Here is a 17,191-nt window from a genome sequence, read left to right as displayed (position 1 = left end):
GATCCGTCAGTCACCTCTGTGGTGACGGTCAGGCCCTCATCGCTGGCAAGCCAGCTCCTACAGGGTTTTGTGGCGTTCTGCTAAATGGGGGCGAGCGAACCCGCCCCTTATTGGTTTAAGCGTAGCTTTCGATCGACGGGCAAGCGCAAACCAGGTTGCGATCACCGAAGACGTTGTCGACGCGACCGACCGGCGGCCAGTATTTGCCTTCGATCAACGACGCGACCGGGTACACCGCTTGCTCACGGCTGTACGGATGGGACCACTCGCCGACCAGTTCCGCCGCAGTGTGCGGGGCGTTTTTCAGCGGGTTGTCGTCCTTGTCCAGGGTGCCGTTTTCCACTGCGCGGATTTCTTCGCGGATGCGGATCATGGCGTCGCAGAAGCGGTCCAGTTCTTCCTTGGATTCGCTTTCGGTCGGCTCGATCATCAGCGTGCCGGCGACCGGGAACGACATGGTCGGGGCGTGGAAGCCGAAGTCGATCAGGCGCTTGGCAACGTCATCGACGCTGATGCCACTGCTGTCTTTCAACGGACGCAGGTCGAGGATGCATTCGTGCGCAACCAGGCCGTTGCTGCCGGTGTACAGCACTGGATAGTGCTCTTCGAGGCGACGGGAAATGTAGTTGGCATTGAGGATCGCCAACTGCGATGCACGCTTGAGACCCGCGCCACCCATCATGCGAATGTACATCCAGGTGATCGGCAGAATGCTCGCGCTGCCGAACGGTGCTGCGCAGACCGCGCCTTCCTTGCGATCCATCTGGGCGTGGCCCGGCAGGAACGGGGTCAGGTGCGATTTCACGCCGATCGGGCCGACGCCCGGGCCGCCACCACCGTGAGGGATGCAGAAGGTTTTGTGCAGGTTCAGGTGGGACACGTCGCCGCCGAACTTGCCCGGCGCGCAGAGGCCGACCATCGCGTTCATGTTGGCGCCGTCGATGTACACCTGGCCGCCGTTGTCATGAATGATGCCGCAGATTTCGCGGATGCCTTCTTCGAACACGCCGTGGGTCGACGGGTAAGTGATCATCAGCGCAGCGAGGTGTTCGCGGTGCTCGATGGCCTTGGCGCGCAGGTCTTCGATGTCGACGTTGCCACGGGCGTCGCAGGCGGTCACGACCACGCGCATGCCAGCCATGTTGGCGGTGGCCGGGTTGGTGCCGTGGGCGGACGACGGGATCAGGCAGATGTCGCGACGGTCTTCGCCACGGCTCTGGTGGTAAGCACGAATGGCCAGCAGACCGGCGTATTCACCTTGCGAACCGGCGTTCGGTTGCAGCGAGATCGAGTCGTAACCGGTGGCGGCGCAGAGCATCGCTTCCAGTTCGTCGGTCAGTTGCTGGTAGCCGGCGCTTTGCTCGGCTGGGGCGAACGGGTGCAGGGCACCGAACTCAGCCCAGGTCACCGGGATCATTTCGCTGGCGGCGTTGAGTTTCATGGTGCACGAACCCAGCGGGATCATGGTGCGATCCAGGGCCAGGTCCTTGTCGGCGAGCTTGCGCAGGTAGCGCATCAGCTCGGTTTCCGAGTGATAACGATTGAACACCGGGTGGCTGAGGATCGGCGATTGGCGGACCAGCGCAGCAGGGATCGCGCTGACCACTGCTGCTGCGATAGCAGCGAAGTCCGGCAGTGCTTTGCCGTCGGCGAACAAGGCCCACAGGGTTTCGACGTCAGCTTGCGAAGTGGTTTCGTCGAGGGACAGGCCCAGACGCTCGCCATCGACTACGCGCAGGTTGATCTGCTGCGCACGCGCCTTGTCATGCAGTTTGGCGGTGTTGGCGCCGGTGTTCAGGGTCAGGGTGTCGAAGAAGCTGGCTTGCTCGACGGTCAGGCCCAGTGCGCTCAAGCCCTTGGCGAGGATCGCGGTCAGGTGATGAATGCGGTTGGCAATTTGCGTCAGGCCTTTCGGGCCGTGATACACGGCGTACATGCTGGCGATGTTGGCCAGTAGAACCTGCGCGGTGCAGATGTTGCTGGTGGCCTTCTCGCGGCGGATGTGTTGCTCGCGGGTCTGCATGGCCAGGCGCAGGGCCGGCTTGCCGAAACGGTCCACGGAGACACCGACCAGACGGCCCGGCATGTCGCGCTTGAACGCATCTTTGGTAGAGAAGTAAGCCGCGTGCGGGCCACCGAAGCCCAGCGGCACGCCGAAGCGTTGTGCGCTGCCGATGGCCACGTCGGCACCGAACTCGCCCGGCGGGGTCAGCACGGTCAGGGCCAGCAGGTCGGCAGCGACGGCAACCAGTGCGTTGGCAGCGTGGAAACGCTCGGTCAGTGCACGGTAGTCGAAGACGTCACCGTTGCTGGCCGGGTATTGCAGCAGGGCGCCGAAAAACGGCGTCACGTCAGTCAGTTCAAGCTCGTCGCCGACAACAACGTCGATGCCCAATGGCTCTGCACGGGTGCGCAGCACGTCGAGGGTTTGCGGGTGGCAATGCACGGAGGCGAAGAACGCGTGGCTGCCTTTGTTCTTGCTCAGGCGCTTGCAGAAGGTCATGGCTTCGGCGGCGGCAGTGGCTTCGTCGAGCAGCGATGCGTTGGCGATCGGCAGGCCGGTCAGGTCGCTGATCAGGGTCTGGAAGTTCAACAGCGCTTCGAGACGGCCCTGGGAAATTTCTGGCTGGTACGGGGTGTAGGCGGTGTACCAGGCCGGGTTTTCCAGCAGGTTGCGCAGGATCGGCGACGGTGTGTGGGTGCCGTAGTAGCCCTGGCCGATGTAAGTCTTGAACAGCTGGTTCTTGGCAGCGATGCCTTTGATCAACGCCAGGGCGTCGGCTTCGCTCAGGCCGTCTTCGAGGCCGAGCACGCTGGTGCCTTTGATGCTGTCCGGAATGACGCTGGCGCTCAGGGCTTCCAGCGAGTCGAAACCGAGGCTGTTGAGCATCGCTTGCTCATCGCCGGAACGCGGGCCGATGTGGCGCGCGATGAATTCGTTGGCAGTGCTCAGATTGATTTGAGTCATGTGCGTGCTCCTCAGGCTTCGGCGTTGGCTTTGATCAGACGGTCGTAGGCGTCCTGATCCAGCAGTTTGGCGACAGCCGAGGCGTCAGTTGGCTGGAAGCGGAAGAACCAGCCTTCGCCCAGCGGATCTTCGTTGACCAGTTCCGGGCTGCTGTCCAGCGCCGGGTTCACTTCCAGCACTTCACCGTCGAGTGGCATGTACACGCCGCTGGCGGCTTTTACCGATTCCACGGTGGCGGCTTCTGCGCCTTTGTCGTAGGACTGCAGCTCAGGCAGTTGTACGAAAACCACGTCGCCCAAGGCGTTCTGCGCGAAAGCGGTGATGCCGACGGTGACGGAGCCATCAGCTTCGGTACGCAGCCATTCGTGATCTTCAGTAAAACGCAACTCGCTCATGGAAACTCCTAAGGGGGCCAGACTCGTCTGGTGGACGCGATTGAATGCTTGGGCGTAAGCCCTGATTTATGAGTGGTTACTAAGCAATTTCGCGGCCAATTTGATTTTATTGTTATAAATCAATTGGTTAGGAGTTTGTTTTGAGGATGGTTTTTTTATCGGTGTAGCGAAATCGCTACAGTCGAGTGCGAACAAAAAAGTATAGGTGGATCAAAGCCTTGTGCAGCGGTGATCCGATGAGGGTGTATCGATATCGTTCCGCTGTAGCGCTTTCAGTACAGATGGAGGTCGTTTTTGAAGAGCCTTTCAGGCTGGACACAAAACCTGTGGGAGCGAGCCTGCTCGCGATAGCGGAGGGTCAGTCACCATTTGTATCGACTGATACTCCGCTATCGCGAGCAGGCTCGCTCCTACAGTGGTTTTGTGTTGAGAACGAGATCGTATTCTCAGCCTCACGGCTTGTTGGGAATGCCGTACTTACGCAACCGATGGGCAATTGCGGTGTGGGAGGTTTGCAGGCGGCTGGCCAGTTGCCGCGTGGAGGGGTAGCTGACGTAGAGTTTTTCCAGCAGGGTCTTTTCGAACTCTTCCATCGCCTGCTCCAGGCTGTCGACTTCTGTGTCGCTCTGGCGCGCCACGGAAGTGCCGGCGATGTCGAGGTCGCCGATGTCCACCAGGCTGCTTTCGCAAATCGCCGCGGCGCGAAAGATCACGTTCTGCAGTTGCCGCACGTTGCCCGGCCAGCGGTTGCCCAGCAACGCCGGGTAAGTGCCCGGCGCCAGGCGACACACCGGTCGCTGAATCTGCGCGCAGGCCTGCTGCATGAAATAGCGCGCCAGCAGCAGAATGTCCTGGCCGCGTTCGCGCAGCGGCGGGACTTCGACGTTGAGCACGTTGAGGCGATAGAACAGGTCTTCGCGGAACGAGCCTTCGCTGACCATTTTTTCCAGATCGCGGTGCGTGGCGCTGAGGATCCGCACGTTGACCTTCACTTCACGATCACCGCCCACCCGACGGAAACTGCCGTCGTTGAGGAAACGCAGCAATTTCGCCTGCAAATACGGCGACATTTCGCCGATCTCATCGAGAAACACCGTGCCCTGGTTGGCCAATTCCATCAGCCCCGGCTTGCCGCCCCGTTGCGCGCCGGTGAAGGCGCCGGGGGCGTAGCCGAACAGCTCGCTTTCGGCGAGGTTCTCTGGCAATGCCGCGCAGTTCAGTGCCAGGAACGGTGAACTGTGCCGCGCGCTGATGGCGTGACAGGCCCGGGCGACGAGTTCTTTGCCGGTGCCGGTTTCGCCCTGGATCAACAGCGGCGCATCGAGGGCTGCAACCCGCTGCGCGCGGGCCTTGAGCGTACGAATCGCCGGGGATTCGCCGAGCAGCGCATCGAACCCTTCGGCATGGTCGTGGTGCAGCGCCGAGAGGCGTTCGCCGATGCGGTTCGGTTGATACAGCGTCAGCAGGGCGCCGGCGTCGGTGATCGGCGTGGCGTCCAGCAACAAGGTCTGGCCGTTGACGGTGATCTCCCGCAGCGGCAGACGAAAGCCATGTTCCAGCAGGGCGTCGAGCAATGCGGGATCGGCAAACAGGTCAGCGACACTTTCACCGGCCGGTTCGCGACCGTACAAGGCAATCAATGCCGGGTTGGCCAGCAGCACCTTGCCGGCGCTGTCCAGGGCCAGTACCGGGTCGGTCATGGCCGCGAGCAGCGCATCGAGTTGCAAGTGCCGACGTTGGCCGGGAAGGATGTCGACCACCGTCATCGCCTGCACGCCGCGCACGCTGAGCAAGGCGTCGTGCAGCTCTTCGAGCACGTCCGGGCTCAGGGTCGGGGCGTCGATGTAGACGTTGGGCGGAACCATTTCCACCGCATCCAGATTGAGATTGCGCCCACCGAGCAGGGCCAGGACTTCCTGGGTGATGCCGACGCGGTCGATGAAGCTGACGTGGATACGCATGGGGCGGTATTGGGTTCTGGAGTGCGGAGGGTGGCAAGTATGCCTTGGAGGAGGGGTTCAGGTGAAATCCGCTGATGGGATCGCCACTCTGTAGGAGCCAGCTTGCTGGCGATAGCATCACCTCGGTTTGTCTGATTCACCGAGGCGATGCTATCGCCAGCAAGCTGGCTCCTACAGGTTTTGTGTTGTGCAGGGGCGTGGGTTATTCGAAGTGTTCGATGTTCACCGGGTCGCCGGATTTCATATCCAGCTGCTTGCGGATGTCTTCGAACATCAGATCGTAATGCTTGTGGACCGAGCCGATCTGACTATGGGTCTTCGGAATCCCGTACTTCTCGGCGATTTTCGTTACGTTGTTGGCGAAGTTGTAGGCTTCCTCCTTGCGCAGAAAGAAGGGCTCCTTCACGTCCTTTCCTTGAATACTGCCATGCAGGGTGAACTGAATTCCTTTCTCCCCCTTGGGATTCTTGCTGACTTCATAGTCGAGGTGCACGTTGTAGCTGACATCGTCCGGTGTCAGTGCATGGCGCTCAATGTGCAGGTGACCGGGCTCGAACTGTGCCATTGACGGTTCTCCTTATAAATAAGTAATGCCAGGTTTTGCCGTGCTGATGCGGGTGCCGGCCGTGCCCTGGACGATCGCCTCGATGTCCGAGAGTGAACCGATCACCGCGACCTTTCCAGTATGGCGCGCGAACTCGCAGGCTGCCTGAACCTTGGGTCCCATGGAGCCGGCGGCGAAGCCGAGTTTTTCCATTTCGTCCGGGTGCGCCTGGCCGATGGCCTTTTGTGTGGGTTTACCGTAGTCGATGAAGGCCGCGCTGACGTCGGTGGCAATCACCAGCAAATCGCTGTCCAGCTGTTCGGCCAGCAGCGCCGAGCACAGGTCTTTGTCGATCACCGCTTCCACGCCTTGCAGCTTGCCATGAGCGCCGTACATGGTCGGAATGCCGCCACCGCCGGCGCAAATCACGATGCTGCCTTTTTCCAGCAGCCACTTGATCGGGCGGATTTCGAAGATGCGTTTCGGTCTCGGGCTGGCCACCACGCGGCGGAATTTGTCGCCGTCCGGGGCAATCGCCCAGCCTTTTTCGGCGGCGAGTTTTTCTGCTTCGGCCTTGGCGTACACCGGGCCGATGGGTTTGGTCGGGTTCTGGAAGGCCGGGTCGTTGGCGTCGACTTCGACCTGGGTCAGGAGCGTGGCGAAGGGCACTTCGAAGTCCAGCAGGTTGCCCAGTTCCTGTTCGATGATGTAGCCGATCATGCCTTCGGTTTCGGCGCCGAGCACGTCCAGCGGGTAAGGCGACACCGAGGTGTAGGCCGCCGCCTGCAACGACAGCAGGCCGACCTGCGGGCCGTTGCCGTGGGCGATGACCAGTTCGTTGCCGGCATGGATCTTGGCGATCTGTTCGGTGGCGATCCGGATGTTGGCGCGTTGGTTGTCCGCGGTCATGGGTTCACCACGGCGGAGCAGGGCGTTACCGCCCAGAGCAACGACGATACGCATGATTCAGTCCTTCTAAACAAAGAGATGGCGAGCGACCCGGAGCGGACCCTTGTAGGAGCCGGCTTGCTGGCGATGGCATCTCCTCGGTCTGTCAGATGCACCGCGGTGATGCCATCGCCAGCAAGCCGGCTCCTACAGGGTTAGCGCAGGAACCGGGTCAGCCGTTACAGGTCAGCCAGGGTCGACACCAGGATCGCCTTGATCGTGTGCATGCGGTTTTCCGCTTGCTCGAAGGCGATGCACGCTGGCGACTCGAACACGTCATCGGTGACCTCGATGCCGTTGGACAGGTGCGGATACTGCTCGGCAATCTGTTTACCGACCTTGGTGTCACTGTTATGGAACGCCGGCAGGCAGTGCATGAACTTGGTGCGCGGGTTGCCGGTGGCTTTCATCAGTTCCGCGTTGACCTGGTAGGGCAACAGTTGCTGGATGCGTTCAGCCCAGGCTTCGACCGGCTCGCCCATCGACACCCAAACGTCGGTGTGGATGAAGTCCACGCCCTTGACCGCTGCTTTCGGGTCTTCGGTCAAGGTGATGCGGGCGCCGCTTTCTTCCGCGTATTTCTTGCAGCGCGAGACCAGGTCATCAAGGGGCCACAGGGCTTTCGGCGCGCAGATGCGCACGTCCATGCCCAGCTTGGCGCCGATCAGCAGCAGCGAGTTGCCCATGTTGTTGCGCGCGTCGCCCAGGTAGGCGTAGCTGATTTCGTGGATCGGCTTGTCCGCGTGTTCACGCATGGTCAGCACGTCGGCGATCATTTGCGTCGGGTGGTACTCGTCGGTCAGCCCGTTGAACACCGGCACGCCGGCGAACTTGGCCAGTTCTTCGACGATTTCCTGCTTGAAGCCACGGTATTCGATAGCGTCGTACATGCGCCCCAGTACTCGGGCGGTGTCCTTCATGCTTTCCTTGTGGCCGATTTGCGAGGAATTCGGGTCGATGTAGGTGACATTGGCGCCCTGATCATAGGCCGCGACTTCGAAGGCGCAACGGGTGCGGGTCGAGGTTTTTTCGAAGATCAGCGCGATGTTGTTGCCTTTGAGGTGTTGTTGCTCGGTGCCGGTGTACTTCGCGCGTTTGAGGTCACGGGACAGGTCGAGCAGGTAACGCAGCTCACGGGGCGTGTGGTGCTCCAGGCTGAGCAGGTTACGGTTGTGGATGTTGAACGCCATGATGATTCTCCTTGAGTTCGGTAATCGGCCCGGCCGCTACCGGGTCAGTGCGGCCGGGGGGATGGTCGTTTAGTAGTCGATAGGGTCGCGGATGATCGGGCAGGTCATGCAGTGGCCGCCGCCACGGCCGCGTCCCAGTTCACCGGCGCTGATGGTGATGACTTCCACACCGGCCTTGCGCAGCAGGGTGTTGGTGTAGGTGTTGCGGTCATAACCGATGACCACGCCGGGTTCCACGGCCACCACGTTGTTGCCGTCGTCCCACTGCTCGCGTTCGGCGGCGAAGCTGTTGCCGCCGGTTTCCACCACGCGCAACGCTTTGAGGTTCAATGCCTTGGCCACCACGTCGAGGAAGTTGCCTTCTTCGCGACGGATGTCGATGCCCCCTTGTTTGCCTTCATCCGGGCGCAGGGTGAAGCCGACGATCTGGTTCACCACTTCCGGGAAAATCGTCACCAGGTCGCGGTCGCAGAAGCTGAACACGGTGTCCAGGTGCATGGCTGCGCGGGACTTCGGCAGACCCGCGACGATGACTTTTTCCACGGCCTTGTTCTTGAACAGGTTCAGGGCCAACAAGCCGATGGCCTGACGGGATGAGCGTTCGCCCATGCCGATCAACACCACGCCGTTGCCGATCGGCATGACGTCGCCGCCTTCAAGGGTGGAACTGCCGTGTTCCTGGTCCGGATCGCCGTACCAGATTTCGAAGTCGGCGTTGGTGAACTGCGGGTGGAATTTGTAGATGGCGGTGGTCAGCAAGGTTTCCTGACGGCGCGCCGGCCAGTACATCGGGTTCAGCGTCACGCCGCCGTAGATCCAGCACGTGGTGTCGCGGGTGAACTGGGTGTTGGGCAGCGGCGGCAGAATGAAGCTGGAGTGGCCGAGGAAATCGCGGAACATCTGGATGGTCTTGCCGCCGAAACTGTCCGGCAGGTCATCGGCGGAGACGCCGCCAATCAGGAACTCAGCGATCTTGCGCGGCTCCAGGCTGCGCAGCCATGACTTCGTTTCATCGATCAACCCCAAGCCGACCGAATTGGCGGTGACCTTGCGTTCCAGAATCCAGTCGAGGGCTTCAGGAATCGCGACGATGTCGGTCAGCAGGTTGTGCATTTCCAGCACGTCGACCCCGCGTTCACGCATCTTGGTGACGAAATCGAAATGGTCACGCTTGGCCTGGGCGACCCACAGCACATCATCGAAAAGCAGTTCGTCGCAGTTGTTCGGGGTCAGCCGCTGGTGGGCCAGGCCGGGGGAGCAAACCATGACTTTGCGCAGTTTGCCGGCTTCGGAATGTACGCCGTACTTAACTTTTTCCGTGGTCATTACAGTGATCCTCCAGATGACAAAACAATCGGGTATTACAGGGTCAGGAAGCCGTCATACAGCCCGTAAGCTGCCACCAGGGCGCCCACGATGACGGCTGCAAAAATCAGCTTCTCGACGTTGGTGAAAATCGGTTTGCCGAGTTCTCGCTTGGCCTTGGCGAACAGGATGACCCCGGGCGCATAGAGCAGGGCAGACAACAGCAAGTATTTGGTGCCCCCTGCGTAGACCAGCCAGACCGCGTAGATCACCGCGATGGCACCGATGAGCAAATCCTTCGAGCGTTCGCCCGAGTCGTTTTCATAACTCTCGCCGCGCACCGCCAGCAGCAGTGCATAAGCCGCGGACCACAGATACGGCACCAGAATCATTGAAGTGGCGAGGTAGATCAGCGACAGGTAAGTACTGGCGGAAAACAACGTGATGATCAGGAACAGCTGCACCATCGCGTTGGTCAGCCACAAGGCATTGACCGGCACATGGTTGGCGTTCTCCTTGCGCAGGAATTCCGGCATGGTGTGGTCCTTGGCGGCGGCGAACATGATCTCCGCACACAACAGCACCCATGACAGCAACGCACCGAGCAGGGAAATGATCAGGCCGACGCTGATCAGCACCGCGCCCCAGTGACCGACCACGTGCTCCAGCACCGCGGCCATCGACGGGTTCTGCAGTTTCGCCAGTTCCGGTTGGGTCATGATGCCCAGCGACAGCACGTTCACCAGCACCAGGAACAACAGCACGGTGATGAAGCCGATCACGGTGGCTTTACCAACGTCGCTGCGCTTTTCCGCCCGCGCCGAGAAGATGCTCGCGCCTTCGATGCCGATGAACACCCAGACGGTGACCAGCATCATTTTGCGCACCTGGTTCATCACGCTGCCCAGGTCGGGGTTTTTCACGCCCCAGATGTCAGCGGTGAAGATGTCGAGCTTGAAGGCGAAGATCGCGATCAGCACAAACAGCAGCAGCGGCACGACCTTGGCGACGGTGGTCACCAGGTTGATGAACGCCGCTTCCTTGATCCCGCGCAGCACGAGGAAGTGCACGCCCCAGAGCAGCAGCGATGCACCAATCACAGCGGCAACGGTATTGCCTTCGCCGAAGATCGGGAAGAAGTAGCCGAGGGTGCTGAACAGCAGGACGAAGTAACCGACGTTACCGAGCCAGGCACTGATCCAGTAACCCCACGCGGAGGAGAAACCCATGTAGTCGCCGAATCCGGCCTTGGCGTACGCGTAGACCCCGCCGTCCAAGTCAGGTTTGCGATTGGCGAGTGTCTGGAACACGAAGGCGAGTGTCAGCATGCCTACGGCAGTGATGGCCCAACCGATCAGCACCGCGCCGACGTCGGCACTGGCGGCCATGTTCTGGGGCAAAGAAAAGATCCCGCCACCGATCATAGAGCCGACAACCAACGCAACAAGTGCACCGAGTTTCAGTTTTCCGGGGGATTCAGACATTGCATGACTCCAATGCAGGAGAAGAGAGACAACAGAGTAGTTCTGTTAGCAATTCAGTCAGCTGACTTAGATCAGTGCATGGCTACATTCCATTGTTAATGAAAGACTTATGAACCTTTTCCGGGCATAACGGTATTTCCGGAAAAGCCCGGTCCAGAGGCCTCGACTCATACAAAAGGAATAACTCCAATTGCTTGGAACTTTTACGCTAGTTCGTTTTCCGCGTTCCGCAAATTTTTGACGCCGGTTTCAGGTATGGAATCGATTAATTAAGATTGACCCACAAATTCGCTCTTTGCCAAGACGCTAATAGAATCATCCGCTATAAATAACGGACATGACTTGGCGTTTTCTAATAAACGTTATTACGCTGTACCTATTTAGTTAAAACCAACCATGTGACGGTTTCCCGGCCGTGGTCATTCCCCGGTCACATCGGGAAAAATGGAGACGCAGGCATGTCGCAACCGACGCAAAAACTTCGCCTGAGCGCACTGATCGCGCTGGTGGTTGGATCGATGATTGGCGGCGGGATCTTTTCCTTGCCGCAGAACATGGCCGCCCGTGCCGATGCCGGCGCGATATTGATCGGTTGGGCCATCACCGCCGTCGGAATGCTGACGCTGGCCTTCGTGTTCCAGACGCTGGCCAATCGCAAACCCGAGCTGGATTCCGGGGTGTACGCCTACGCGAAGGCAGGGTTCGGCGACTACATGGGTTTCTCGTCCGCGTGGGGGTACTGGATCAGCGCCTGGCTGGGCAACGTCGGTTACTTCGTTCTGCTGTTCAGCACTCTCGGGTACTTCTTTCCGGTGTTTGGCCAGGGCAACACGCCCATCGCCATCGGTTGCGCCTCGGTCCTGCTGTGGGCCGTGCATTTTCTGGTGCTGCGCGGGATCAAGGAGGCGACGTTCATCAATCAGTTGACCACCGTGGCCAAGATCGTGCCGCTGATCATGTTCATCGTCATCGCCGCCGTGGCGTTCAAGGCCGACATCTTTACCCGTGACATCTGGGGCCGCAGCAACCCGAATTTCGGCGGCGTGATGGATCAGGTGCGCAACATGATGCTGGTCACCGTGTTTGTGTTCATCGGCATCGAGGGCGCCAGTGTGTATTCGGCGCGGGCGGAAAAACGTTCGGATGTCGGCCGGGCGACGGTCATCGGTTTTATTGGCGTGCTGGCGCTGTTGGTGCTGGTGAACGTGTTGTCGTTGGGGATCATGAGCCAACCGGAACTGGCCAACCTGCAGAACCCGTCACTGGCGGCGGTGCTGGAACATATCGTCGGGCCCTGGGGCGCGTTGTTGATCAGCATTGGCCTGGCGATTTCGCTGCTCGGCGCGTTGCTCTCTTGGGCGCTGCTCTGTGCCGAAATCCTCTTTGCCACGGCCAAGGACAAGACCATGCCGGCCTTCCTGAAAAAGGAAAACGCCAACCATGTGCCGGTCAATGCGCTGTGGCTGACCAACGTGATGATCCAGCTTTTCCTGCTGATCACGCTGTTTTCCGCCGGGACTTACACCAGCCTGATCTACCTCGCGTCGTCGATGATTCTGGTGCCGTATCTGTGGTCGGCAGCGTATGCGGTGTTGTTGAGCGGGCGCGGCGAAACGTACGAGCACGCGTCGGCGGAGCGCACCAAGGACTTGCTGATCGGCGGCATCGCGCTGAGTTATGCGGTGTGGCTGTTGTACGCCGGCGGGGTCAAGTATTTGCTGCTGTCGGCGTTGTTGTACGCGCCGGGGGTGATTCTGTTCGCCAAGGCCAAACGCGAGCAGGGTGAACCGCTGTTTACAGCGATCGAGAAAGGGATATTTACCGCGGTCATCAGCGGCGCCGGTTTGGCGGCGTATGGCTTGTACAGCGGATTTCTGTCGTTGTGAGGTTGCGGCTGGCCTATCAGCCGCCCTATGACTGGCTGGCGATGCTGGGCTTCTTGTCGGCGCGGGCCGTGGCGGGAATGGAAACGGTGGTGGATGGCGTGTATTCGCGCAGCATTGGCCTGGACGGCGCTCACGGCACGTTTTCGATAAGGCCGGTGGCGGGCGATGCGCTGGAAGTGACGCTGGATTTTCCTGACCCGACGGCGGTGCCGGAGATCGTTGCGCGGTTGCGGCGGATGTTTGATCTGGATGCGGATTTAGCGGCGATTCATCGGCCGCTGGAGGCTGACCCGTTGATGGCGCGGTTGATCGCCGAGCGGCCGGGGTTGCGAGTTCCGGGGACGTGGGACGGTCTGGAACTGGCGATTCGTGCGGTGTTGGGGCAGCAGATCAGCGTGGTTGCGGCGATCAGGTTGGCGGGGAAACTGGTGGTGCAATATGGGCCGCCTTTGGCGTCGGTTTTGCCCGGTATCACGCAGGTGTTCCCGGCGGCTGATGTATTGGCGCAGGCGGATCTGGCGGCGCTGGGCATGCCGAAAAGCCGGGGCCGGACGTTGTCGGGTGTGGCCCAGGCGTTGCTTGATGATCCGTTATTGTTTGAACCGGGGCGTGAGGGTGGTGTGGCGCGGTTGCTGGCGTTGCACGGGATTGGCGACTGGACGGCGCAGTACATTGCCTTGCGACAATTGCGCGAGATGGATGCGTTTCCGGGTGGGGATGTGGGGTTGATCAATGCGTTGTCGGCGCTTGAGGGGGAGCGGGTGACGGCTCGGGAGTTGTTGGCGCGGGCCGAGGGTTGGCGGCCTTGTCGAGGGTATGCGGCGCAGCTTTTGTGGACATCACTGAGTCGGGCGGACTGAGCTGATCCGGGATTTTTAGTGACTGTTCGACCGCTATCGCCGGCAAGCCGGTCTCGCTCCCACAGGTTTTGTGATCGACGGTGATCCAGTGTGGGAGCGAGACCGGCTTGCCGGCGATAGCTATTTGAAAGTCACCACCACTGCGCGCGATGTGAACCCAATTCAGACGCCGGAATCGCCCACTGCAACGGCGTCCCGGTGATTTTCAGTGGCACATGAAGCCGATGCGCCGGCCCCCAGGGCGTCTGTTCAACCAGCAAGTCCTGATCGTTTTCATCCTCTGCCCGCAGCAGCTCACTCGTCCCCGCACCCTGTTCAATCAACAATTTCGCCGTCCGCGCCAGCGACAACCGTGCCGACCCACCCCGTCCCAATAACGTGATCGCCGCAGCCGCCATCAAATACCCGGTGGCATGATCCAGCGCCTGCACCGGCAACGGCGTCGGCTTGTCCGTCTTCTTCCATTGCATCCCCGCTTCGGCAATCCCGCTGCTCATCTGCACCAGGCTGTCGAAGCCGCGGCGGTTCTGCCATGGTCCGCTCCAGCCGTAGGCATTCAGGCAGACGTCGATCAGGCCGGGCGCGAGTGCCTGTCGTTCGGCGACGCCGTAACCCAGCCGTTCCAGCGCATCGGCGCGGTAGCCGTGGAGCAGAATGTCGGCGTCCTTGAGCAGGCTTTCGAACAGGATGCGATCTGCCGGGTCATGCAAGTCCAGGCGTGCGCAGCGTTTGCCCAAGGTGACTTCCGGCACCACACCGGGCTCGTTCCAGGTCGGTGGGTCGATGCGCAAAACGTCGGCGCCGAGGCCGGCAAGAAAGCGACTGGCGACCGGGCCGGCAAGCACGCGGGTCAAATCCAGCACCTTGATTCCGGCCAGTGGTCGTGCCACCGATCCTTGCCACGATGGCGACGATTCAGGGTTGCCGGCGCTGAACTGAATCAGTGGTTCAGAATTCACCGCCAGGCCCTGGGGATGCGCCTGCCATTGCGCCCAGCTGCGCATTTCGGCGGCACAGCCACCGGCCTCGACCACGGCGTGTTCCAGATCGGTTTTCGCCCATTGCGCAACCTTGCTCGCCACGGCGGCGCGGTCGGCACAGGCGCCGAGCACTTTTTCGGCCGCCGCACGGTGATGAGGCGCGTTGGTGTGCAGGCGGATCCAGCCGTCGCTGGTCGGGTAGTCGCCGGCCACCGGGTCCCAGAGTGGAGGAACGCTCCAGCCGACGGGACGGATCGACGTCGCGAACCAGAAAGACGCGAGGCGACGGTCGACTTCAAGGTTGGGCAAACGACCGGTGTGCTGGTGCAGTAACTCGCTGACCGCCTGGCCGGCAGCGGCAATGCTGGCGCTCGCCAGGTCAGTGACGGCGAACGCCGAGGGCAGGGCGCCCTTCGAGGTGAACGGAATCGGGGTGTGGGGCAAGCCGAGTGCGGCTTGAATGGACGTGAGTAAATCAGTCATCGAAGGCCCTCCGGAACGAGAGGCCGAGCATAGATCAAACAGCTGATGATGCGGGTGAAACCTGTAGGAGCGAGGCTTGCCCGCGAAGAACGATAACGCGGTCTGCCTGACACACCGCGTCGACACATTCGCGGGCAAGTCGGATCGCCGCATCGCTCGCTCCTACAGGGATTTGCGATGTGGCGTTATACGCGGAACTGATCCATCAATTTCATCTGGTGGGTGGTCAGGGAGTTGAGCTGGCTGCTGATCTGCGCCGATTCGGTGGCCTGGCCGGTCAGGGTTTCGGTGACGGTGCGGATCGCCGAGACGTTGCGGTTGACCTCTTCGGCCACGGCGCTTTGTTGTTCGGCGGCGCTGGCGATTTGCAGGTTCATGTCGCTGATCACCGTGACCGCGTCGCTGATTTTGCTCAAGGCTTGCACCGCTTGTTGAATCTGTCCGGCGTTGCTGTGCGCCTGGGTCTGGCTCGAATGCATGGTAGCGACCACGCCGCGGGTGCCGGTCTGGATGCGTTCGATGACGATACGAATCTCTTCCACCGAATCCTGCGTGCGTTTGGCCAGGTTGCGCACTTCATCGGCCACCACCGCAAAACCGCGACCGCTCTCGCCGGCACGGGCGGCTTCGATGGCGGCGTTGAGCGCCAGCAGGTTGGTTTGCTCGGCGATGCTGCGGATGACTTCCAACACCGAACCGATCTGCTCGCTGTTGACCGCCAGCGCTTCGACTTCGGTCACCGCCTTGCTGACTTCGTCGGCCAGTTGATTGATGTCGCGGGTGCTGCGTTCGATGATCGACATGCCATCGCGAGCCGACTGGTCAGCGCCCTTGGCAGCGTTTGCCGCGTTCGACGCACTGTTGGCGACGTCATGGGCCGTGGCGCTCATTTCGTTGGACGCGGTGGCGACCTGGTCGATTTCGCGGAACTGCACCTGCATGCCTTCGCTGGTCTGGCGGGCGATTTCCGAAGACTGGTCGGCGGTGCCACGGGCATCGGTGATGCTCTGTTTGATCTGCGCGATGGTCGGTTGCAGCTTGTCGAGGAAGCGGTTGAACCAACTCACCAGTTCGCCCAGTTCGTCCTGCTTGCTGTAATGCAGGCGCTGGGTCAGGTCGCCGTCGCCGCTGGCAATGGCCTTGAGCATCTCGGCGACGCTGTTGATCGGCCGGGTCACGCCCGAAGCGGTGAGCCAGATCAGCAGCAGGCCGACGAGGCCGGCAGCGACCGCCACCAGCACGGCTTTGATTGTGCCGCTTTGCTGGGCATCATCGAGCACCGTTTGCAGCTTCACCGAATCGGCCAGCAGCACTTGCTTGGGCAGGTCGATCACCACGCCCCAGGCTTTGGAATCGCTGATCGGGCTGACCGGGTACACCGCACGAATCAAATCACCTTGTTCGAGGATTTTCGGTGCGCCGCCGCTGAGCAATTGCAGGACATCCTTGCCTTCTGCGCCCAGGGTCTCACCGATGCTTTTGCCGACCTTGCTCGCGTCGACGCTGTAAGCGGCGAGCACGCCGCTGCCAGAGACAATCAGCATGTGCCCGGCGCTGTTGAACAGATCACGCTGGGAATCGACAGCCGCTGCCTGAAGGGCGTCGAGGGCGATGTCCACACCGACTACACCGATGGATTTGCCGTCCACCAGCAGCGGAACGGAAATGGTGGTCATCAGCATTTCCTTGCCGCCGACGGTGTCGGCGTACGGGTCCAGCAAGCAGGTGCGCTTGTTGTCGCGAGGGCAGGTGTACCAGCTGTTGTAAGGCGTGCCGCTGAGGCTCAAGGTGGTTTTGGTCATGTCGTCTTCGACCATGATCGTGTTGAGCGCGGTACCACCGGCGCGGCTCCAGTAACTGGCGAAACGACCGGCTTCGTTGGACTGGCGAGCGGCGTCATTGGCGAACTCGCTGTCCTTGCCGTCCAGCCCGTTGGGTTCGAACGCCAGCCAGATCCCCAGCACTTTGCTGTTGCGCTCGAAGGCAGTTTTCAGGCTCTGGTTCAACTCTTCACGCAGGGCGCCGGCCTCAAGCGAGCGCTTGGCGGCCAGGGTGCGCATGTCCTTGATCTGGTCCGCCAGGGCGGTCACCACCAACAGGCTTTCGCCAAAGGTTTTCTGCACACGCACCGCTTGCTCGGCAGCCTTGGCCTGAAGCAGGTCTTGCACGCTGTTGGTGAGCATTTTG

At 61.0% G+C, this 17,191-nt stretch carries 11 protein-coding genes and 2 pseudogenes; 2 read left to right on the top strand and 11 right to left on the bottom strand.

All coding sequences use genetic code 11. The features are described from left to right. Nucleotides 1-115: 115 nt before the first annotated feature. The 8 genes from gcvP to arcD (J4E42_RS13855) all read right to left on the bottom strand — a co-directional run bounded on the left by gcvP (nt 116) and on the right by arcD (J4E42_RS13855) (nt 10,795). Nucleotides 116-2,968, bottom strand: a complete 2,853-nt coding sequence (gcvP, locus tag J4E42_RS13890; protein ID WP_008038654.1) for an aminomethyl-transferring glycine dehydrogenase — start codon at nt 2,966-2,968, stop codon at nt 116-118. Nucleotides 2,969-2,979: 11 nt separating this feature from the next. Then, nucleotides 2,980-3,363, bottom strand: coding sequence for a glycine cleavage system protein GcvH (gene gcvH, locus J4E42_RS13885; RefSeq protein ID WP_008027813.1), 384 nt, complete (start codon nt 3,361-3,363; stop codon nt 2,980-2,982). A 452-nt stretch (nt 3,364-3,815) separates the two neighbouring features. Continuing rightward, nucleotides 3,816-5,324: a sigma-54-dependent transcriptional regulator gene (locus J4E42_RS13880; RefSeq protein ID WP_008027814.1), complete on the bottom strand. Its 1,509-nt coding sequence runs from the start codon at nt 5,322-5,324 to the stop codon at nt 3,816-3,818. 202 nt (nt 5,325-5,526) lie between these two features. Further along, the gene (locus J4E42_RS13875; protein ID WP_008027817.1) at nt 5,527-5,889 is read right to left on the bottom strand and encodes a DUF5064 family protein; all 363 of its coding nucleotides are present in this window, start codon (nt 5,887-5,889) and stop codon (nt 5,527-5,529) included. A 12-nt stretch (nt 5,890-5,901) separates the two neighbouring features. Then, nucleotides 5,902-6,831, bottom strand: a complete 930-nt coding sequence (gene arcC, locus J4E42_RS13870; RefSeq protein ID WP_008027818.1) for a carbamate kinase — start codon at nt 6,829-6,831, stop codon at nt 5,902-5,904. Between the two features lie 164 nt (nt 6,832-6,995). Beyond that, complete coding sequence (locus tag J4E42_RS13865) at nt 6,996-8,006, bottom strand: ornithine carbamoyltransferase (RefSeq protein WP_008027820.1); 1,011 nt, start codon at nt 8,004-8,006, stop codon at nt 6,996-6,998. 69 nt (nt 8,007-8,075) lie between these two features. Continuing rightward, on the bottom strand, nt 8,076-9,332 hold the full coding sequence (gene arcA / locus J4E42_RS13860) for an arginine deiminase (protein WP_008027822.1): 1,257 nt from the start codon (nt 9,330-9,332) through the stop codon (nt 8,076-8,078). A gap of 35 nt (nt 9,333-9,367) precedes the next feature. Further along, nucleotides 9,368-10,795 (bottom strand): arginine-ornithine antiporter, encoded by a 1,428-nt coding sequence (gene arcD / locus J4E42_RS13855; RefSeq protein ID WP_008038651.1) that lies wholly within the window; start codon nt 10,793-10,795, stop codon nt 9,368-9,370. A 458-nt stretch (nt 10,796-11,253) separates the two neighbouring features. Between arcD (J4E42_RS13855) and arcD (J4E42_RS13850) the strand changes: the two genes are divergently transcribed. Then, nucleotides 11,254-12,681: an arginine-ornithine antiporter gene (gene arcD / locus J4E42_RS13850; RefSeq protein ID WP_008027826.1), complete on the top strand. Its 1,428-nt coding sequence runs from the start codon at nt 11,254-11,256 to the stop codon at nt 12,679-12,681. Continuing rightward, nucleotides 12,678-13,541 carry a DNA-3-methyladenine glycosylase gene (locus tag J4E42_RS13845; protein WP_207285459.1) on the top strand — a complete coding sequence of 288 codons (864 nt, stop codon included), beginning with the start codon at nt 12,678-12,680 and terminating at the stop codon, nt 13,539-13,541. The genes arcD (J4E42_RS13850) and J4E42_RS13845 overlap by 4 nt, the downstream gene beginning before the upstream one ends. 131 nt (nt 13,542-13,672) lie before the next feature. Here J4E42_RS13845 and J4E42_RS13840 read toward each other — a convergent pair whose 3' ends face one another. The 3 genes and pseudogenes from J4E42_RS13840 to J4E42_RS29725 all read right to left on the bottom strand — a co-directional run. Next, nucleotides 13,673-15,004 (bottom strand): CoA transferase, encoded by a 1,332-nt coding sequence (locus J4E42_RS13840; RefSeq protein WP_207285458.1) that lies wholly within the window; start codon nt 15,002-15,004, stop codon nt 13,673-13,675. Between the two features lie 185 nt (nt 15,005-15,189). Beyond that, nucleotides 15,190-15,717, bottom strand: a pseudogene (locus J4E42_RS29730) (methyl-accepting chemotaxis protein); the annotation flags it as partial. A 378-nt stretch (nt 15,718-16,095) separates the two neighbouring features. Continuing rightward, nucleotides 16,096-17,064, bottom strand: a pseudogene (locus tag J4E42_RS29725) (chemotaxis protein); the annotation flags it as partial. Nucleotides 17,065-17,191 lie beyond the last annotated feature (127 nt).

It is taken from the genome of Pseudomonas sp. FW300-N2A2, from assembly GCF_017351735.1.
Lineage (GTDB): Bacteria > Pseudomonadota > Gammaproteobacteria > Pseudomonadales > Pseudomonadaceae > Aquipseudomonas > Aquipseudomonas migulae.
This window is presented reverse-complemented; position numbering and strand designations above follow the sequence as displayed.

Excerpts from the sequence above, each read along its gene's own strand:
- gcvP (WP_008038654.1), bottom strand. The coding sequence starts at position 2,968 with ATGACTCAAATCAATCTGAGCACTGCCAACGAATTCATCGCGCGCCAC.
- arcD (WP_008038651.1), bottom strand. The coding sequence starts at position 10,795 with ATGTCTGAATCCCCCGGAAAACTGAAACTCGGTGCACTTGTTGCGTTG.
- J4E42_RS13865 (WP_008027820.1), bottom strand. The coding sequence starts at position 8,006 with ATGGCGTTCAACATCCACAACCGTAACCTGCTCAGCCTGGAGCACCAC.
- J4E42_RS13875 (WP_008027817.1), bottom strand. The coding sequence starts at position 5,889 with ATGGCACAGTTCGAGCCCGGTCACCTGCACATTGAGCGCCATGCACTG.
- arcC (WP_008027818.1), bottom strand. The coding sequence starts at position 6,831 with ATGCGTATCGTCGTTGCTCTGGGCGGTAACGCCCTGCTCCGCCGTGGT.
- arcD (WP_008027826.1), top strand. The coding sequence starts at position 11,254 with ATGTCGCAACCGACGCAAAAACTTCGCCTGAGCGCACTGATCGCGCTG.
- arcA (WP_008027822.1), bottom strand. The coding sequence starts at position 9,332 with ATGACCACGGAAAAAGTTAAGTACGGCGTACATTCCGAAGCCGGCAAA.
- gcvH (WP_008027813.1), bottom strand. The coding sequence starts at position 3,363 with ATGAGCGAGTTGCGTTTTACTGAAGATCACGAATGGCTGCGTACCGAA.
- J4E42_RS13880 (WP_008027814.1), bottom strand. The coding sequence starts at position 5,324 with ATGCGTATCCACGTCAGCTTCATCGACCGCGTCGGCATCACCCAGGAA.
- J4E42_RS13840 (WP_207285458.1), bottom strand. The coding sequence starts at position 15,004 with ATGACTGATTTACTCACGTCCATTCAAGCCGCACTCGGCTTGCCCCAC.